This is a genomic window from Pantoea sp. JKS000250, assembly GCF_003201065.1.
GTDB classification, from domain to species: domain Bacteria; phylum Pseudomonadota; class Gammaproteobacteria; order Enterobacterales; family Enterobacteriaceae; genus Pantoea; species Pantoea vagans.
In genome coordinates this window covers 917563-936249 of sequence record NZ_QICZ01000001.1, presented here as the reverse complement: position 1 = coordinate 936249, position 18687 = coordinate 917563, and the positions used below count along the sequence as shown (strand labels likewise).

General features: G+C 56.7%; 16 protein-coding genes and 1 riboswitch. Of the genes, 5 read left to right on the top strand and 11 right to left on the bottom strand.

The features are described from left to right. Positions 1–68 precede the first annotated feature (68 nt). Positions 69–2102: a methionine--tRNA ligase gene (metG, locus tag BY447_RS04570; RefSeq protein ID WP_095706885.1), complete on the bottom strand. Its 2034-nt coding sequence runs from the start codon at positions 2100–2102 to the stop codon at positions 69–71. Between the two features lie 177 nt (positions 2103–2279). On the opposite strand from metG, the gene apbC reads away from it, so the two are divergent. Beyond that, on the top strand, positions 2280–3392 hold the full coding sequence (apbC, locus tag BY447_RS04565) for an iron-sulfur cluster carrier protein ApbC (protein WP_110330646.1): 1113 nt from the start codon (positions 2280–2282) through the stop codon (positions 3390–3392). Here apbC and BY447_RS04560 read toward each other — a convergent pair. Next, positions 3389–3844, bottom strand: coding sequence for a GNAT family N-acetyltransferase (locus BY447_RS04560; protein ID WP_110330645.1), 456 nt, complete (start codon positions 3842–3844; stop codon positions 3389–3391). The genes apbC and BY447_RS04560 overlap by 4 nt on opposite strands. Positions 3845–4078: 234 nt before the next feature. Between BY447_RS04560 and ahpC the strand changes: the two genes are divergently transcribed. After that, the gene (gene ahpC, locus BY447_RS04555) at positions 4079–4642 is read left to right on the top strand and encodes an alkyl hydroperoxide reductase subunit C (RefSeq protein WP_110330644.1); all 564 of its coding nucleotides are present in this window, start codon (positions 4079–4081) and stop codon (positions 4640–4642) included. Between the two features lie 71 nt (positions 4643–4713). Continuing rightward, on the top strand, positions 4714–6282 hold the full coding sequence (gene ahpF / locus BY447_RS04550) for an alkyl hydroperoxide reductase subunit F (protein ID WP_095706887.1): 1569 nt from the start codon (positions 4714–4716) through the stop codon (positions 6280–6282). Between the two features lie 54 nt (positions 6283–6336). Here ahpF and BY447_RS04545 read toward each other — a convergent pair whose 3' ends face one another. Together BY447_RS04545 and BY447_RS04540 are read right to left on the bottom strand one after the other, a co-directional pair. Then, complete coding sequence (locus BY447_RS04545; RefSeq protein WP_110330643.1) at positions 6337–7296, bottom strand: AEC family transporter; 960 nt, start codon at positions 7294–7296, stop codon at positions 6337–6339. 97 nt (positions 7297–7393) lie between these two features. Then, positions 7394–7591 (bottom strand): hypothetical protein, encoded by a 198-nt coding sequence (locus BY447_RS04540; RefSeq protein ID WP_110330642.1) that lies wholly within the window; start codon positions 7589–7591, stop codon positions 7394–7396. Between the two features lie 298 nt (positions 7592–7889). Then, positions 7890–7986, top strand: a riboswitch (TPP riboswitch). A gap of 34 nt (positions 7987–8020) precedes the next feature. On the opposite strand from BY447_RS04540, the gene thiM reads away from it, so the two are divergent. Together thiM and thiD are read left to right on the top strand one after the other, a co-directional pair. Then, positions 8021–8818, top strand: a complete 798-nt coding sequence (gene thiM / locus BY447_RS04535) for a hydroxyethylthiazole kinase (protein WP_110330641.1) — start codon at positions 8021–8023, stop codon at positions 8816–8818. Further along, positions 8805–9605: a bifunctional hydroxymethylpyrimidine kinase/phosphomethylpyrimidine kinase gene (thiD, locus tag BY447_RS04530; protein ID WP_110330640.1), complete on the top strand. Its 801-nt coding sequence runs from the start codon at positions 8805–8807 to the stop codon at positions 9603–9605. The genes thiM and thiD overlap by 14 nt, the downstream gene beginning before the upstream one ends. A gap of 46 nt (positions 9606–9651) precedes the next feature. On the opposite strand, the gene BY447_RS04525 is transcribed toward thiD, so the two are convergent. The 7 genes from BY447_RS04525 to yegQ form a co-directional block, all read right to left on the bottom strand. Further along, positions 9652–10338, bottom strand: a complete 687-nt coding sequence (locus BY447_RS04525) for a GntR family transcriptional regulator (RefSeq protein ID WP_095706891.1) — start codon at positions 10336–10338, stop codon at positions 9652–9654. 100 nt (positions 10339–10438) lie between these two features. Further along, complete coding sequence (locus BY447_RS04520; RefSeq protein WP_110330639.1) at positions 10439–11899, bottom strand: mannitol dehydrogenase family protein; 1461 nt, start codon at positions 11897–11899, stop codon at positions 10439–10441. 67 nt (positions 11900–11966) lie between these two features. Further along, positions 11967–13250, bottom strand: a complete 1284-nt coding sequence (locus BY447_RS04515; protein WP_033733262.1) for an MFS transporter — start codon at positions 13248–13250, stop codon at positions 11967–11969. A gap of 81 nt (positions 13251–13331) precedes the next feature. Continuing rightward, positions 13332–14342 carry a Zn-dependent oxidoreductase gene (locus BY447_RS04510; protein WP_110330638.1) on the bottom strand — a complete coding sequence of 337 codons (1011 nt, stop codon included), beginning with the start codon at positions 14340–14342 and terminating at the stop codon, positions 13332–13334. Between the two features lie 10 nt (positions 14343–14352). After that, complete coding sequence (manD, locus tag BY447_RS04505) at positions 14353–15567, bottom strand: D-mannonate dehydratase ManD (RefSeq protein ID WP_110330637.1); 1215 nt, start codon at positions 15565–15567, stop codon at positions 14353–14355. Between the two features lie 453 nt (positions 15568–16020). Beyond that, positions 16021–16920: a lipid kinase YegS gene (yegS, locus tag BY447_RS04500; protein ID WP_013358485.1), complete on the bottom strand. Its 900-nt coding sequence runs from the start codon at positions 16918–16920 to the stop codon at positions 16021–16023. 221 nt (positions 16921–17141) lie between these two features. Next, the gene (gene yegQ / locus BY447_RS04495; RefSeq protein ID WP_110330636.1) at positions 17142–18524 is read right to left on the bottom strand and encodes a tRNA 5-hydroxyuridine modification protein YegQ; all 1383 of its coding nucleotides are present in this window, start codon (positions 18522–18524) and stop codon (positions 17142–17144) included. Positions 18525–18687 lie beyond the last annotated feature (163 nt).

The following is an 18687-nucleotide window of genomic DNA, read 5'->3' as shown; positions in this document are numbered from 1 at the left end:
GCGCCAGTGATACGGCGCGAAGGGTTCAGAACGGCACTGCGCTTAACCTGTTGAGCGTCGGCAGGCGATTACTTAACCGGCATACCCGGTACAGCACCGCTGTCGACGGAGAGTACGAACAGATCTTTGCCGCCCGGACCCGCTGACAGCACCATGCCTTCAGAGATACCAAAGCGCATTTTACGCGGCGCCAGGTTAGCCACGATAATGGTCATTTTACCGACCAGCACGGCGGGATCAGGATAGGCGGCACGAATACCTGAGAAGATCTGACGCTTCTCGCCGCCCAGGTCAAGTTGCAGACGCAGCAGCTTGTCCGAACCTTCCACCAGTTCCGCCTGCTCAATTAGCGCGACGCGCATATCGACTTTGGCGAAATCATCAATGGTGATGGTTTCACCGATCGGCGCATCGGCTAACGGGCCCGTGGCGGCCGGTGCACTGGCGGCAGCGGCATCCTCTTTCGAAGCCTCAATCAGTCCTTCGACTTTCGCCATTTCAATGCGGCTGTAGAGCGCTTTGAACGGCGCAACCTGATGATCCAGCAGCGGCTGCGCAATTGCATCCCAGCTCAGTTCACAGTTGAGGAAGCCTTCTGCACGGGCGCTCAGTGATGGCAGTACCGGCTTCAGCCAGGTCATCAGAATGCGGAACAGGTTAATACCCATTGAGCAGATAGCCTGCAGATCGGCATCGCGGCCTTCCTGCTTCGCCACCACCCACGGAGCCTGTTCATCGACATAACGGTTCGCCAGGTCAGCCAGCGCCATGATTTCACGGATAGCACGGCTGTATTCGCGTGCTGCCCACGCGTCACCAATCTTTTCTGACGCATCAACGAAGGTCTGGTAGAGCGCCGGATCGGCCAGCTCTGCTGCCAGTTTGCCGTCAAAGCGTTTGGTGATAAAGCCCGCGTTACGTGACGCCAGGTTAACCACTTTGTTAACGATGTCAGCATTCACGCGCTGGACGAAATCTTCCAGATTCAGGTCGATATCGTCGATACGTGAAGAGAGTTTTGCCGCGTAGTAGTAACGCAGGCTGTCGGCATCCAGATGCTGCAGCCAGGTGCTGGCCTTAATAAAGGTGCCGCGCGACTTCGACATCTTGGCACCGTTGACGGTGACATAGCCGTGTACAAACAGGTTGTTTGGCTTGCGGAAGTTGCTGCCTTCCAGCATCGCTGGCCAGAACAGGCTGTGGAAGTAGACGATATCTTTACCAATGAAGTGATACAGCTCGGTCGTCGAGTCTTTACGCCAGAATTCGTCGAAGTCGATGTCGCCACGCTTGTCACACAGGTTTTTGAACGAGCCCATGTAACCGATAGGCGCATCCAGCCAGACGTAGAAATATTTGCCTGGCGCGTCCGGAATTTCAAAGCCGAAATAGGGCGCATCGCGGGAGATATCCCACTGCTGCAGGCCCGATTCAAACCACTCCTGCATCTTGTTCGCCACCTGATCCTGCAGCGCACCGGAGCGGGTCCAGGCCTGCAGCATGGCGCTGAAAGACGGCAGATCAAAGAAGAAGTGCTCGGAGTCGCGCAGGACTGGCGTCGCACCGGATACCACGGATTTCGGATCGATCAGCTCGGTCGGGCTGTAGGTCGCGCTGCAGACTTCACAGTTGTCGCCATACTGGTCAGGCGATTTACATTTCGGGCAGGTGCCTTTCACAAAACGGTCCGGCAGGAACATCCCTTTTTCCGGATCGTAAAGCTGCGAGATGGTGCGGTTCTTAATAAAACCGTTCTCTTTCAGACGGCCGTAAATCAGTGCAGACAGCTCACGGTTTTCGTCGCCGTGAGTCGAATGATAGTTGTCATAGCTGACGTTGAAACCGGCAAAGTCGGCTTCATGCTCGCTTTTCATCTCTGCAATCATCTGCTCCGGTGCAATGCCTAGCTGCTGAGCTTTGAGCATGATCGGCGTGCCATGCGCATCATCGGCGCAGATGAAGTAAACCTGATTGCCACGCATTCGCTGATAACGCACCCAAATGTCTGCCTGGATATGCTCGAGCATGTGGCCGAGATGGATTGATCCGTTCGCGTAAGGCAGTGCGCACGTTACCAGAATTTTTTTAGCGACTTGAGTCATAGTTTGCGTAGCTTTCTGTTGATTGAAAAAACGGGCTTAGATGGTAACTGAAGGCTTCTCCTGCGTAAACACAAGGGATTCACCCCTGCCAGTCGCCGCAGATCCACGAGCATCTGATATCATTGACAATACATCGCTGAAACACAGCGTAAGCACAGCAGAAATAAGGAGCAGGGGATGACAGTACAATCCCGGGAACCGCATACGCCAGAGGGCCTGCGCGCCATCGTGGCCGGCGTATTGAGAAGCTTTGAGCATCCGACCCTTAAGCAGAATCTCACCGCCCTGAAGGCGTTGCATCATGTGGCGCAGCTGGATGGAACGCTGCATGTGGAACTGCTGATGCCGTTTGCCTGGGCCAGCGGGTTCGACGACCTCAAAGAGCAGGTCAGCGCCGACCTGCTGCGTCAGACCGGCGCCAGTGCCATCGACTGGCGGCTCAGCCACGATATTGCCACCCTGAAGCGGGTGAAAAACCAGCCGGGTGTGAACGGCGTCAAAAACATTATTGCGGTCAGCTCCGGCAAAGGCGGCGTCGGTAAATCCAGCACCGCCGTGAACATGGCACTGGCGCTGGCAGCAGAAGGCGCTCGGGTCGGGATTCTGGACGCCGATATCTATGGTCCGTCAGTGCCGAACATGCTCGGCACCCAGGACCAACGCCCGACCTCGCCGGATGGCACTCATATGGCACCGATCATGGCTCACGGGCTAGCCACAAACTCCATCGGCTATCTGGTGACAGACGACAATGCGATGGTGTGGCGCGGGCCGATGGCCAGCAAAGCACTGATGCAGCTGCTCAACGAAACGCTCTGGCCGGAGCTGGATTATCTGGTGCTGGATATGCCGCCCGGCACCGGCGACATTCAGCTGACGCTGGCGCAGAACGTGCCGGTCACCGGCGCGCTGGTAGTGACCACGCCGCAGGACATCGCCCTGATTGATGCCCGCAAAGGGCTGGTGATGTTTGAAAAGGTCAATGTGCCGGTGCTGGGCGTGGTGGAAAATATGAGCCTGCATATCTGCAGTCAGTGTGGCTTCCACGAGCCCATCTTTGGCACCGGTGGCGCGCAGAAACTGGTGGAGGATTACCACACGCAACTGCTGGCCCAGCTGCCGCTGCACATCGATTTGCGTGAAGATCTTGATGAAGGTGAACCGACGGTAATTCGCCGTCCCGACAGCGAGTTTACCGCGCTCTATCGCCAGCTGGCCGGACGCGTTGCGGCTCAGCTTTACTGGCAGGGCGACGTGATCCCCGGCGACATCGCCTTCCGCGCGCTTTAAGCCCGACCCGACCCGCTGGCATAGTGTGAGGCCAGCGGGTAGTGCATCAACACGTAGCCGCCGTGCTCGCCTTCGCCCTGTGAAATCATCCTCCAGCCATGTTGCAGATAAAAGGCCTGCGCCGCTTTGTTCTTCTGCAGGCACTTCAGCGCGCCGGTTGAGGTAAAGCGAGCTTCAACGGCTTCAAGTAAAGCGCTGCCCACGCCCCGTCCCTGCCAGTCGGGATCGACATAAAGGCTATGCAGGAAGTTGTCGTTTTCCAGCAGCCCCGCAAATCCGACGCGCTGTCCCTCAGCTTCCGCGACCAGCACGGTTTCCCCCAGAATGACCCCATCAAAATCTTCCAGCTGCCACTCGCTGCCGTCGAGCCAGCGCCAGTTGTGTCGCCGCGCCGCCAGAAACAGCGTACGCAGGAAAGGACGATCGGCTTCCGTAAACGGACGAATCTCCACAGGTCAGCTCCCTTATCATCTTGTCTTACAAAACTAGCAGTGATTCGCGAAGACGGGCGAAAAGATAAAGCGGGTTAAATGTCACGAAAATCGCTGTACACTGCCAGCCGGGCCAGAGAGCATCAGGCTCTCAGCGTTTGATAGCTTTCGTTTATCAGATTGATAACGACCGCGTATTAGATGTTGGCCCGAAAATTATGTAACCTGCATCACATATTTTAACGGAGGCCACAGATGTCTATTATCAATACCAAAATCAAGCCGTTCAAAAACGCAGCATTCAAAAACGGCGAATTCATCGACGTAACCGAGAAAGACGTTGAAGGTAAATGGAGTGTGTTCTTCTTCTATCCAGCTGACTTCACCTTCGTCTGCCCGACCGAACTGGGCGACGTGGCTGACCACTACGAAGAATTCCAGAAACTGGGCGTAGATATCTACTCTGTTTCTACCGACACCCACTTTACCCACAAAGCCTGGCACGGTTCTTCAGACACCATCGCGAAAATTCAGTACGCGATGATCGGTGACCCGACTGGCGCGCTGACCCGTAACTTCGAAATCATGCGTGAAGACGAAGGTCTGGCTGACCGTGGTACGTTCATCGTTGACCCGCAAGGCGTTATCCAGGCTATCGAAATCACTGCTGAAGGCATTGGCCGTGACGCCTCTGACCTGCTGCGCAAAGTGAAAGCGGCTCAGTACGTGGCTTCTCACCCAGGTGAAGTGTGCCCGGCTAAATGGAAAGAAGGTGATGCAACACTGGCTCCGTCCCTGGACCTGGTTGGCAAAATCTAATTCCGCTTCGCCCTTTCGATCATTCTCCAATCGGGTGCTGCGGCACCCGATTTTTTGACCAGGATATCACTATGCTCGACACAAATTTGAAGACGCAGCTCAAGGCCTACCTTGAGAAATTAACCAAACCTGTTGAGTTGATCGCCACCCTGGATGAGGGTGCAAAATCAACCGAGATCCGTGAACTGTTGGTTGATATCGCCGGCCTGTCTGACAAAGTCAGCTTCCGCGAAGAGAACGATCGTCAGGTGCGTAAGCCTTCGTTTCTGATCACTAACCCAGGTTCGAATAGCGGCCCGCGTTTTGCCGGTTCTCCACTGGGTCACGAATTTACCTCACTGGTGCTGGCACTGTTACAGACCGGTGGGCATCCGTCGAAAGAAGCACAGAGCCTGCTGGATCAGATCGCGGCGCTGGACAGTGACTTCCATTTCGAAACTTATTATTCACTCTCATGCCATAACTGCCCTGACGTGGTTCAGGCGCTGAACCTGATGGCGGTGATTAACCCGCGCATCAGCCACACCGCTATCGACGGCGGCCTGTTCCAGAATGAGATTCAGGAACGCAACGTGATGGGCGTGCCAGCGGTTTACCTCAACGGTAAAGAGTTTGGTCAGGGCCGCATGAGCCTGGCCGAAATCGTCAGCAAAGTAGACACCAACGCCGATAAACGCGCAGCGGAAGAGCTGAACAAGCGTGACGCCTACGAAGTCCTGATTATCGGCAGCGGCCCGGCGGGCGCAGCGGCAGCGGTCTACTCAGCACGTAAAGGTATCCGTACCGGTCTGCTGGGCGAGCGTTTTGGCGGCCAGGTGCTGGACACGGTGGATATCGAAAACTACATCTCCGTGCCGAAAACCGAAGGGGCAAAGCTGGCAGGTGCACTGCGCGCACACGTTGATGATTACAACGTGGACGTCATCGAAAGCCAGAGCGCCATCAAACTGATTCCGGCGGCGAAAGAGGGCGGACTGCACGCCATCGAGACCGCCTCCGGCGCAGTACTGAAATCACGCAGCATCATCCTGGCGACCGGCGCACGCTGGCGCAACATGGGTGTGCCGGGTGAAGAAGAGTACCGCACCAAAGGCGTGACCTACTGCCCGCACTGCGATGGCCCGCTGTTCAAAGGCAAGCGCACGGCGGTGATCGGCGGCGGTAACTCCGGTGTTGAAGCGGCTATTGACCTGGCGGGTATCGTTGAACACGTTACGCTGCTGGAGTTTGCTGGTGAGATGCGTGCTGACCAGGTGCTGCAGGATAAACTGCGCAGCCTGAAGAATGTTGATGTGATCCTGAACGCGCAGACCACCGAAGTGAAAGGCGACGGCACCAAAGTGACCGGCCTGCACTATATTGACCGTACGACGCAGACCACGCACGAGCTGCCGCTCTCCGGTATCTTCGTTCAGATCGGTCTGCTGCCGAACACCCCATGGCTGGAAGGCGCGGTTGAGCGCAACAAAATGGGTGAGATCATCATCGACGGTAAATGCGAAACCAGCCTGAAAGGCGTGTTCGCAGCGGGTGACTGCACCACCGTGCCGTACAAGCAGATCATCATCGCCAGCGGCGAAGGTGCCAAAGCCTCACTGAGCGCGTTTGACTATCTGATCCGCACTAAGTCTGCTGAATAACGTTTCGTCAGCCAGACAACAGCCCTTCAGCATCCATGCTGAAGGGCTTTTTTATTAATAGCCCGCCAGCGTCATCAGCATCATCCATACTGGCGTCGTCACCGCCGCAAATACCGTAGAAAAGAGCATACTCGCCGCCGCCGGGCCAGGAATGACATTGAACTTCTGCGACATCAGATAGACGTTAACTCCGACCGCCATCGAGCCCAGCAATACCACCACTTTACTCTCCAGCGGCGGCAAGCCGGTCAGCCAGGCAATCGCCCATACCGTCATCGGCTGCAGTATCAGCTTCAGCAGGCAGATGGTATAGCTCTCTTTAAGTCCGTCCCGCACCCGATAGTGCGCCAGGCTCATGCCCAGCGTGACCAGCGACAGGGGCGCGGCCAGTGAAGCCAGCATCTTTAACGGTTCCGCGGCGAGCATTGGCAAAGGACGCTGCAGAAAACTCCAGGCGGTCCCGCTGAGAATGCCGATGATCAGCGGATTCTTCAGCACGCCAGTCAGGGTGTGCCACACGCCTTGCAGCGAGAAGCTGCCCTGTTTCGCCCATTCGACCGAAACGGTGAGTAAGGTCCAGAGGATCAGGCTGTTAAACACCAGTACCAGCACCACCGGGGGCAGGGCTTCTGGCCCGAGCAGCACCGTAGCTACCGGGATCCCCAGCATCACGTTATTAGAAAAGATGCCACCCAGCGCAAAGACCGAAGCCGCCACGCCATCCAGATTAAACAGCCTTGTTGCCAGCACTCTTCCCACGATAAATACCAGCAGGCAACTGCCGAAGAAGGCCAGGAGCAGGCGCGCATCCACCGGCGGACTTTGCGAGAAGGTGCTCATCACCCGAAACAGCATGCAGGGCAGCGCGACGTTAAACACAAAACGGTTCATCCCTTCACTGATGCTGGCGGGCCATTTTCCGAGGCGCGTCAGGCAGTATCCCAGCAAAATCAGGATAAACAGCGGAGCTGACAGATAAATTTGATGGCTAAGGCTTTCAAACAGCAGTGGCATAGGGAAAGTCTGGTCAGACGATGATTAGTTACCAGACTAACAAATTGCTAACTAACTGTTAACTATAACGGTGTCCGGATTGAGCGCAGCAGGGACGCTAGCCTAACCAGCGGCGTGCCTGCTGGTCACTGATATCGCGATAATAGACGCGATGAATGATTTCGCCGCAGCCCCCACAGTGCGCGGAAATATAGGTGGAAAGATAAGATCTGCCATTTGGCGCGATAGCACCCCGGCGTTCAATAATAATATCCTGCCATCGATGGCGGTGAGGAATAAGCGCTGATAATCGCATCATACATCCTGAATAGTATGAAGTTCCGCTCCAGAAGTTTATTAACTCACTGAAATAAAATGTTTTTTACGATGATGCTGCCGGCAGGTTAATTATTATAGGGTCACCAGAATCCCTGCGGGAAATATTACCCGTCAGGGTAATAAACAGGGCTACCTATAAAGAGGTATCCCGATAACCCGCAGCATTAAGCCTTTTTTTGTACTGCTGAGAGTTGATCGGGATCATGTGAATTGTTCCAGTTCCGATTATTTTCCAGGCTTGCTTTAACGGTACGCCTTGCCTATGCTGCAAGCCGTAACACGACTCGGGGTGCCCTTCTTTGTGAAGGCTGAGAAATACCCGTATTACCTGATCTGGATAATGCCAGCGTAGGGAAGTCTGATGCCTGACCGCATTCGCCTTCTTGTTCGCCGGTTGGGAGCAACGATGACACATCAATCTCAACACCTTTCTGCCGCGCACTTCGCGCCCGTTCTGCACACTTTCCGCCGTCAGTCACCGCTGGTGCACTGCATGACCAATGACGTGGTCCAGAATTTCACTGCCAATGTCCTGCTGGCACTCAATGCCTCACCGGCAATGGTGATCGATGCTGACGAAGCGGCACAGTTCAGCCGCTTTGCCGATGCGTTACTGATTAACGTCGGCACCTTAACCTGTGAGCGTCAGCAGGCGATGCAGGCTGCTGTGAGCGCCGCCTGTGAGGCGGGTACTCCCTGGACACTCGATCCGGTCGCCGTCGGCGCGCTGACACTGCGCAGTGACTTCTGTCAGCAGCTGCTCAGCCAGCAACCGGCGGTGATCCGCGGTAATGCGTCAGAGATTCTGGCGCTGGCGCAGCAGGCCAGTGGCGGGCGCGGTGTTGATACGCTGCATCAGGCGGATGCAGCACTCGATGCGGCACAGCAACTCGCTGAGACCTGGCACACGCTGGTCATTGTCACCGGCGAAGTGGACTATGCCACCGACGGTCAGCGAATCCTCGCCATAACCGGAGGAAGTCCGTTAATGACGCGGGTGGTCGGAACCGGCTGCGCGCTCTCTGCCGTAGTGGCGGGATTCAGTGCTCTGCCGGGCGATCGGCTGATGAACGTGGCGGCAGCCTGTCAGGTCATGGCCCTGGCGGGGGAAAAGGCAGCGGCGCAGGCAGCCGGGCCGGGCAGCTTTGCCACAGCATTTATTGATGCACTCTGGACGCTGGAGGTGGAGCATGAAGCGCATTAATGCTCTGACGATTGCCGGTACCGATCCCAGCGGTGGCGCAGGCATTCAGGCCGATCTGAAAACTTTCTCTGCCCTGGGCGCCTACGGCACCAGCGTGATTACCGCACTGGTGGCGCAGAACACGCAGGGCGTGCAGTCGGTTTATCGCATTGAACCGAACTTTGTTGCCGCCCAGCTCGATTCGGTACTGGATGACGTGCGCATCGACAGCGCAAAAATCGGCATGCTGTCTGAAACGGCCATCGTGGAGCAGGTTGCGGCCCGGCTGAGGCGTGCTGAGATCCCGTTCGTGGTGCTGGATACGGTGATGGTCGCGAAAAGTGGCGATGCGCTGCTCTCGCCAGACGCCGTGGCCAGCGTACGCAAGCAGTTATTACCACAGGCGTCGCTGATCACGCCAAATCTGCCGGAAGCGGCGGCATTGCTGGATTGCGCTATTGCCACCGATGAGGCGGAGATGCGCGAGCAGGGACGGGCCTTGCTGGCACTCGGCTGTCAGGCGGTGCTGATGAAGGGCGGTCATCTGGCGGCGGCGGAAAGTCCGGACTGGCTGATTACTCACTCAGCGGAACAGCGATTCAGCACGCCACGTGTGCATACCCGTCATACGCACGGCACCGGCTGCACGCTGTCGGCCGCCTTAGCCGCGTTACGTCCGCGCCATAATGACTGGGCAGAGACGATTGAGGAAGCGAAAAACTGGTTGCAGCAGGCGCTGTTACAGGCGGATTCGCTGGAGGTCGGGAAGGGGATTGGACCGGTGCACCATTTTCACCAATGGTGGTAAAGGCGAAGGCCCGCATCGACCTGGTATTCAGGCGGTGCGGGCAGTTTCAGGGGGCTTCAAACCAGGCGCTGTTACGTTCGGCAATCGGGGTAATTGAGAAGATCATCTCCTGCAGGTGACGGCGCATCGCTGCTTCGGCGGCATCGGCATCATGGCGCTTCAGCGCGGCAAAAATCTCTTCATGTTGCTCAATCAGCCTCTCCGGTGGTGAGACTTCACTCAGCGTCAGAAACCGCACCCGGTCCATTGCCGCTTTTATGTTTTCCACCGTCTCCCAGGCAAGCTTGCAGTCAATGCTTTCAGCGATCAGGCGATGAAATTCATCATCCAGAGTGAGGAAAGCCTGGCTGTCATGCCGTCCGGCGGCCATGCGCTGCAACTGCAGATTGTGTTCCAGCGCCATCAGAGCAGGATCGTCAATCTCCAACGCTGCCCGCCGCACTACCGACACTTCCACCGCCTCACGGATAAAACGGCCATCCGCGACACGCTTAGCGGAGATTTTGCGCACGAAGGTGCCGCGCTGCGGCAATACCTGTACCAGTCCGGCTTCAGCCAGCTTAATGAACGCTTCACGCACCGGCTGGCGCGAAACGTTGAAGCGTGCGGAGACCTCTTTTTCAGAGAGCAGCGAACCTGGCTGAATTGCGCAGGTGACAATATCTTTGCGCAGATAACGGTAAATCTGCTGATTTACCGGTTCGCTGGTAGTAATGGTATAGGCGATCGACATGCAGCAATATCCATATTACGGCTGGCACAGGCCAGCACGATGGGAAAGTGTCAGTCTAATCAGGGTACTGCGCCTGCGCCAGTGCTTTGTGACCGCAGCATTAGCTGCGGTTCAGGTACTGATGCACTGTAGCTCGTGCGCCCTGGGTGGTGAGTTGCTGATACCAGGCCGTCAGCCGGGCGACCACGTCGCCATTCTGCGCCAGATCCTCGCCGAATACTTCGCGGATGGCGAGTAATGCCCGTACGCGAGGCTCACCCTCTTCGCTGGCGGCAACGCACTCTGCGAGCTGCGCTTTCATCGGGTCGCGGATTTCAATCGGCTGGCCCTGTTCATCAACGCCACCGACATAGCGCATCCAGCCCGCTACGCCCAGCAGCAGCAAATCGCAGTCACTGCCGCGCTGCAGGTGCCAGCGCAGGCTGTCGAGCATACGCTGTGGCAGTTTCTGTGTGCCGTCAGTGGCAATCTGTCCGGTGCGATGTTTAATCGCTCGGTTTTCATAACGAGCGATCAGCGAGTCGGCATAGGCATTGAGATCCACGCCCTGGGTCCGCAGTGTGGGTGCCTGCTCATCGATCATCAGGGAACGGGCGGCGGCACGGAAATGGGGATCGGCCATGCAGTCGCTGATGTACTCATAACCTGCCAGGAAGCCGAGGTAAGCCAGGAAAGAGTGGCTGCCATTCAACATGCGCAGTTTCATCTCTTCGTAGGGCAGGACATCACTGACCAGTTCTGCGCCCGCCTTTTCCCACGCCGGACGACCATTGACGAAGTTATCTTCAATCACCCACTGGAAGAAGGGTTCCGCTTCAACCGCAACCGGGTCGCTGGAACCCAGGCGCGCGCTCAGGGCCGCAAACGCCGCATCGGTCATCGCCGGAACGATGCGATCCACCATGGTTGAGGGGAAGGTCATGTGCTGCTGAATGTACTCTGCCAGTTCCGGATCCTGCTGCCGGGCCAGTTGCACAATCACATTACGGGTGACGTGACCATTTTCCGGCATGTTGTCACAGGACATCACGCTGAAGGCAGGTAACCCCTGGTCACGGCGGCGGCGGATCGCGGCCAGAATAAGACCCGGTAGCGAGCGCGGCGCATCCGGATGCTGCAGATCATGGACGATATCGGGATTATCGGGATTTAAATTGCCACTGGCGGGCTGATGGCAGTAGCCTTTTTCAGTGACGGTCATGGAGACAATCGCCACTTCAGGCTGACTCATGGCGTTAATCACCGCCTCAATACCGTCACTTTTACCGTGCAGCGCCTGTGTGATGACACCAATCATCCGGGTATGCAGGGAATCATCGGCCACCTCTGTCAGGGTATAGAGCAGATGCTGCTCACGCAGGGCGTGAATCAGCGCGCCGCTGTTGAGGTTCACTTCGCAGTATCCCCAGTCGCTGCCCTGTTCAGCCAGCTTATCGCTGCAGAGTGCCTGATGGGCGCGATGAAACGCACCAAAACCGATATGCACCATGCGGGTTTTTAACTGGCTGCGGTCGTAAGCGGGGCGCCGGACCTCAGCGGGCAGGCGATCAATCTGTAACATAGTCCGTCCTTATGGCAAACGGGGCGCAAAGCGCCCCAAAATCATCATTCTGTTAGCGGAACAACACTCAGACCGAAACCGGTTTATCCTCAGGTTTTGGACTGCGAATCACAAACAGCACCAGGAAAGCCCCCAGCGCGGCGACACAACCCGCCAGGATAAAGGCGCTATCGAACTTACCGGTGTGCTGAACAATAAAGCCGGTGACGATCGGCCCGATGATGCCGGAGAGGCTCCCCACCAGATGGATAAAACCGCTGATGCTGCCAATACGGCTCTTGTGCACCACATCCTGAATAATCGCCCAGTAGATCGCGCCGGTGATGTAGAGAAAGAAAATGGACACCGACATCATCATCACGGCGGGAACCACCTCTTTTATCGTACCCGCCAGTGCCACACAAATTGCGGCTGCCAGCAGTGAGACCACCAGCACAATTTTGCGGGACAACAACAGTTTGCCGGTGATATTAAAGATTCTGTCAGAGATCCAGCCACCCAGCGCCAGGCCAACGAAACCGACGATCCACGGGATCATGGTGGTGATGCTCATCGATTTGATATCCAGGCCGTGCGCCTGCACCAGATAGGCCGGGAACCAGCTCAGGAAGAAGAACAGGATGTAGTTGTAGCAGAAGAAGGCAAACGCCGTGACCAGGATAATCGGCTGGCGCAGGTAGTAACCAAACGGATGCGGCGTTTCAGACAGGTCGACCTCGTCATTCGGGCTGGTGGCTTTCAGGCGATCGATCAGCAGACGCTCTTTTTCGGTGACCAGTTTGCTTTTCGCCGGATTATCAGCGGCAAAGAAGAGCCAGAACGCCATCCATACCAGGCCGATACAGCAGACGATCACAAAGGCCGGACGCCAGCCGTAGGCCAGCGCCAGATAGCCGATGATCGGACCGGCTACCGCGCCGCCCAGCGGTGATCCGGCACTGAGCAGGCCCATCGCCGTGGCGGCCTGCTTTTTCGGGAACCAGCCATTAATCGCTTTGTTAGCCGAAGAGCAGATCGGGCCTTCAGCCATGCCGAACAGCACTCGCAGGATCAGCAGCGACCAGAAGCCGGTAGCCAGCGCAGTCATACCGCAGAAAATGGACCATGCACCCACGGCCACGGCCAGCACGATTTTGGGGCCATAGCGGTCAGTGGCGAGGCCACCGACAAAGTTAAACAGGGCGTAGCCGAAGAAGAAGCTGCCGAAGATCATGCCGAACTGCTCAGCATTAATCGCCAGATCTTTCTCAACCAGCGGCACGGTCAGCGACAGGGCAACACGATCGAGATAATTGATCATGTAAACCAGGAACAGCAGCAAAACGAGGGTCCAGCGCAGATTCTTGAACATACAAACTCCGTGATCTGTTTTATCTTTTTAATTATGCCGGCGGGTACACACCGGCAGAGGACACCTGGTGTTCAGCGGGCATTAACCCATCTGAAGGATCACTTTGCAGCAGGTGCGCGGATCTTTTTCGAACAGGGTCATCGCGCGTTCAATCTCCTGCAGCGGGAAGTAGTGGGTGACCAGCTTCTCTGGCTGGATTAACCCCTTTTCCATCCATTCAATTACCTGCGGGAAGCGGTTGCTGTTAAGACGTGAGGTAAACAGCGACAGCTCTTTGCTGGTCAGGCTTTGCTGGGTAATGCTGCACGGTTCGCCGGAGAAGCCCAGCAGACCGATGCGCGCGGCCGGTGAGGCGAGGGCGGCGGCTTCTGCCAAAATGGAGGGATGGCAGGCCGCGTCGATAATCAGCGTGGGCTGCACGCCTTCAAGCTGAGCCGCTAACGGGATTTCGCTATTATCAAACAGCTGATCGGCACCGCTCTGCTCAGCCAGCGCCAGACGTTCCGGCAGGCGATCTACCACCATCACCTTTTTCACCTGACAGACGCCCTTCAGCACCTGAATGGCGGTGAGCCCCATCGGGCCGGCGCCATAAATCAGCGCCACATCATCCGGCTGCGGCTTGAGAAACGCCGTGATGTTGGCTGCGATAGTGAAAGGCTCGATCAGGCTGGCGAGCTTATCGGGAATCGCGTCCGGCAGGTGCCAGGCATTTTTTGCCGGGGCCAGCGCATACTCGCTGAAGCCGCCGTCGCGGTGCACACCAATCACCTGCAGGGTGGTACAGACATTCGGACGGCCTACCGAGCAGGGGTAGCAGTGACCGCAGCTTACCACCGGATCGACCGCGACGCGCTGGCACAGTCGTGCCGCGTCGACACCATCACCCACTGCATCGATCACGCCAAAAAATTCATGGCCAATCACTCGCGGATATTTCGCGAACGGGTTATGACCGTGCCAGATATGCACGTCAGAGCCACAGATGCTGGCATAGGCCACTTTAACCCGGACTTCGCCCGCCGCGGGTTGTGGCAGTGGACGTTCAGCTAACACCAGTTCACCTGGCTGTTCAATCACTACGCTTTTCATGGGGTTCTCCTTACCAGTTCCACAGGGTGCCATCTTCAAGACGGGCGACCGGCAGATAGGCAGGTTCATAGGGATATTTCGCCGCCAGTTTCTCGTTGAATTCAATGCCGAGGCCCGGCTTGTCGCCTGGATGCATGTAGCCCTGGTCAAAGGTCCAGTTAGCATCAAACAGCTCCATCATCTGTTCCGAGAAGCCCATGTACTCCTGCACGCCGAAGTTCGGTACCCAGAGGTCAAAGTGCAGCGCAGCCGCCATGCAGACAGGGGAGAGATCCGATGGGCCGTGCGAGCCGGTACGCACCTGATAGAGTGACGCAAAATCAGCAATACGACGCATCCCGGTAATGCCGCCCGCGTGGGTAATGGTGGTGCGGATATAGTCGATCAGCTGCTCTTCAATCAGCTGCTTACAATCCCAGATGCTGTTGAACACTTCGCCTACCGCAATCGGCGTGACGGTGTGCTGGCGAATCAGACGGAAGCATTCCTGATTCTCAGCAGGCGTCGGATCTTCCATCCAGAACAGACGATAATCTTCCACGCTCTTGCCGAAACGTGCCGCTTCAATCGGCGTCAGGCGATGGTGCATGTCATGCAGCAGATGCTCATCGAAACCAAACTTGTCGCGGATCGCCTCAAACAACGTTGGCGTGAAATCGAGGTATTTCTCGGTTGACCAGAGCTGCTCTTCCGGCCAGTTACCTTTGGTCGCAGGTTCATAGGCCAGGCCTTTACCTTTTGCCATGCCGTAGGTGGTTTTCATGCCTGGCACGCCGCACTGCGCACGGATCGCTTTGAACCCCAGCTCTTTGTGCTTCGCATAGTCATCCATCACTTCATCGATGGAGTGGCCGGTGGTGTGGCAATAAACCATCACGCCGGTGCGTGAAGCGCCGCCCAGCAGCTGGTAGAGCGGCATGTTGGCGGCTTTACCTTTGATATCCCACAGCGCCATATCGACAGCCGAGATCGCAGACATGGTAACCGGGCCACGACGCCAGTAAGCGCCTTTATAGAAGTATTGCCAGATGTCTTCGATCTGATGCGCATCGCGGCCAATCAGCTGCGGGCAGACGTGATCTTTCAGGTAGGAGGCGACCGGCAGTTCTCGGCCATTCAGCGTGGCATCACCCACGCCGGTCAGCCCCTGATCGGTGGTGATCTTCACGGTGACAAAGTTTCTGCCTGCGCAGGTTACGAATACTTCCGCCTTAACAATTTTCATCCTGTTTGCCTTTCAGTCAGCGTTCAATGATGAAAAAGTACGCGATTTAATACTACCATACAAGTTAGTCTGGCAGAGTTGTGAAGCCAGTCACAGAGAGTTTTCTGGGGCGAAAGGGGGTAATGAACTGGCGTATTATTTGGCGACAAAAAGTGCGGCGTGGTAGTAAAACGACGGGCGGCCAGCGTGAAAAAGGGGCTTTCGCCCTCTTAAGATTATTGGCAGCGTCTGCCCCAGCTGGCTGTAAGACACAGCCGACGGAGGGAACACAGTCAGATCGGAAAGTCGCAAAAGCTGCCATCCCTGGCATGCTCGGCCCGCGTCGTCCCTGACACGGGACGCTTTCCTCCTCTGCCCGTGTTCCCTACGCTTTAAGCTAATGCGTTGCTGCTAAATTCGTTCAGCTGTGAGTTTGTCAGAAATCTGAAGGGGCTTTCGCCCCCTGACCCATACTCAGGATAGGAGTTCACACTGCGGCGGCAGGCGACAGCTCAGCGCGCCCGCCATCACCTCAATCACGAATTCACGCCCGGAGAGCGGTTCACCATCCAGGTTAAAGGTCATCTCGTGTGGAGAGCGAATCGTCAGCGACTCCAGCTGCGTGGTGACGATGCCGGGGTTGTCATCGTCGCCGGTCAGCGAGTGCAGCAGCGTCGGCAGCAGCTCCTGCGCGGTGACAATACTGACGTCAAGCCGGCCATCGTTGATCAGCGCACCAGGGCATAAGCGCTGACCGCCGCCCGCCTGACGCCCGTTACCGATACCGATAACCAGTGCATCACCCTGCCAGGCGAAATCGGGACCGCTGATCTCGCAGGTATCAGGTTTCAGCGTATCCATGCGCATCAGGCCGTGAATAAAGTAGGAGACACCGCCCAGCGCCGATTTCAGCTTTTCCGGTGTTTCTGTGGTGATGCGGGTGCCAAATCCGCCCGTCGCCATATTGATGAAGTAGTGGCTCTGGTTCACTCTGGCCAGATCGATGGCATGCGCTTTGCCCTGAATCGCCAGTCGCAATGCCGGTTCCATCTCTTCCGGAATACCGACGCTGGTGGCAAAGTCGTTGGCAGTGCCCAGCGGCAGGATGCCCAGCACCGGGCGATGATCGGCATCTGATGCCGCCAGCGCAGTGGCAACCTCATTGATGGTGCCATCGCCGCCACCGGCTACGACGGTCTCCGCCTGCAGCGCAATCGCCTCTCTGACGTACCTGTCGCCATCGCCTTTTTCAAACGTGACACGCACCGCAATGTCGAAGCCTTCTTCACGCAGGGTGGTAATGGCTTCGCGCAGATCATCATTACCCGCGCCTTTCCCATTCAGGATGAGCAGCGTAAGCGGTTTATTGTCCATTTTGCGTTCCTTGAAGATCTACAGAGTAAGAAGGGAATGTATAGCACAGCTGCCAGCAGTAAATTATTGGCGAAAGAGAGAAAAAAGAAAACCCGCACGGGGGAGCCGGGCGGGTAAATGAGGTGGTTCCTGGTAAATCTGCCGTTTGTTGTTACTCGTTAGCAGCAGGCGGGACTATAAAGCAGCGCTGCGCAGGGGTCTGTGATCCTGTTCTGATTTCCTCAAATTGTTTCCGTTAGTAAACGATTATGAGGATCACGGGTATCTTCGCCGTGATCAAAATTGCGCAACAGCAGCGCAAAACGCAGATCGACCTCTTCCGGCACACGCAGCCAGACGCGATGGCCATCGCCGGGTGCAACCTCAGTGGGTTCGCCACGCGCATTCTGCAGGGCATCCAACTGGCCATTCAGGTTGCCTTCGGGCGTCATGATCTCCACGCTATCGTGCAGCATAAACTTGTTCTTCACAGCCACTTCCGCCCATTCGCCCCGACGCTCGCCGGTAAATTCACCGACAAACTGCTGGCGATCCGAGACCGAAAAACCCTGCTGATAATTCTGGTAGCTGTCGTGAGTATGACGGCGCAGGAAGCCTTCGGTATAACCACGATGCGCCAGGCCTTCCAGCGTTAATAGCAGTGAGGGGTCAAACGGCTTACCGGCCGCGGCATCGTCAATCGCCCGGCGATAAACCTGAGCGGTGCGGGCGCAGTAGTAGTAGGACTTGGTGCGTCCTTCAATCTTCAGTGAATGTACGCCCATCTCGCTGAGCCGCTCCACGTGTGCCACTGCGCGCAGATCCCGCGAGTTCATGATGTAGGTGCCGTGTTCATCTTCGAACGCACTCATCACCTCACCCGGCTTCATCTTCTCTTCCAGCAGAAACACCTTGTCGGTGGGCTGACCGATGCCCAGCGTGGGCGTCACATCCTGTACCGGGATGGGCTCATAAATACCGACGATATTCCCCACTTCATCCTGCTGGCCTTCCGCCACTTTATACTCCCAGCGGCAGGCGTTGGTGCAGGTGCCCTGATTCGGATCGCGTTTGTTCATATAGCCCGACAGCAGACAGCGACCGGAATAAGCCATACAGAGCGCACCATGAACAAACACTTCCAGCTCCATCTCCGGCACCTGCTGGCGGATCTCAGCGATCTCCTCCAGTGACAGCTCGCGTGACAGAATCACCCGGCTCAGCCCCATCTGCTGCCAGAATTTTACCGTGGCCCAGTTGACCGCATTGGCCTGCACTGACAGGTGAATCGGCATTGACGGGAAAGCCTCACGCACCAGCATAATCAGGCCGGGATCGGACATGATCAGTGCGTCAGGCTGCATCGCCACCACCGGCGTTAAGTCACGAATAAAGGTTTTCAGCTTGGCGTTGTGCGGCGCAATGTTTACCACCACGTAGAATTTTTTGCCCAGCGCATGCGCTTCGTTGATGCCCAGTGCGAGGTTTTCGTGGGTAAATTCGTTGTTGCGTACCCGCAGGCTGTAGCGTGGCTGGCCGGCATAGACAGCATCGGCGCCATAAGCAAAGGCATAACGCATGTTTTTCAGCGTGCCGGCGGGAGAAAGCAGTTCGGGTTTCATGATGTTCTCACTGATGTCAGGTCAGTATGCCGCCTTAAGCGGCAGGTGCAGGGCCGTTAAGAGCCTATCCCATTCGGCTATTTTATTTGTCAGTCTGAACCTGGGCAGTGCTCACAATCCTCACGTACTACGTGTACGCTCCGGTTGTTCCGCGCTGTCCGTGTCC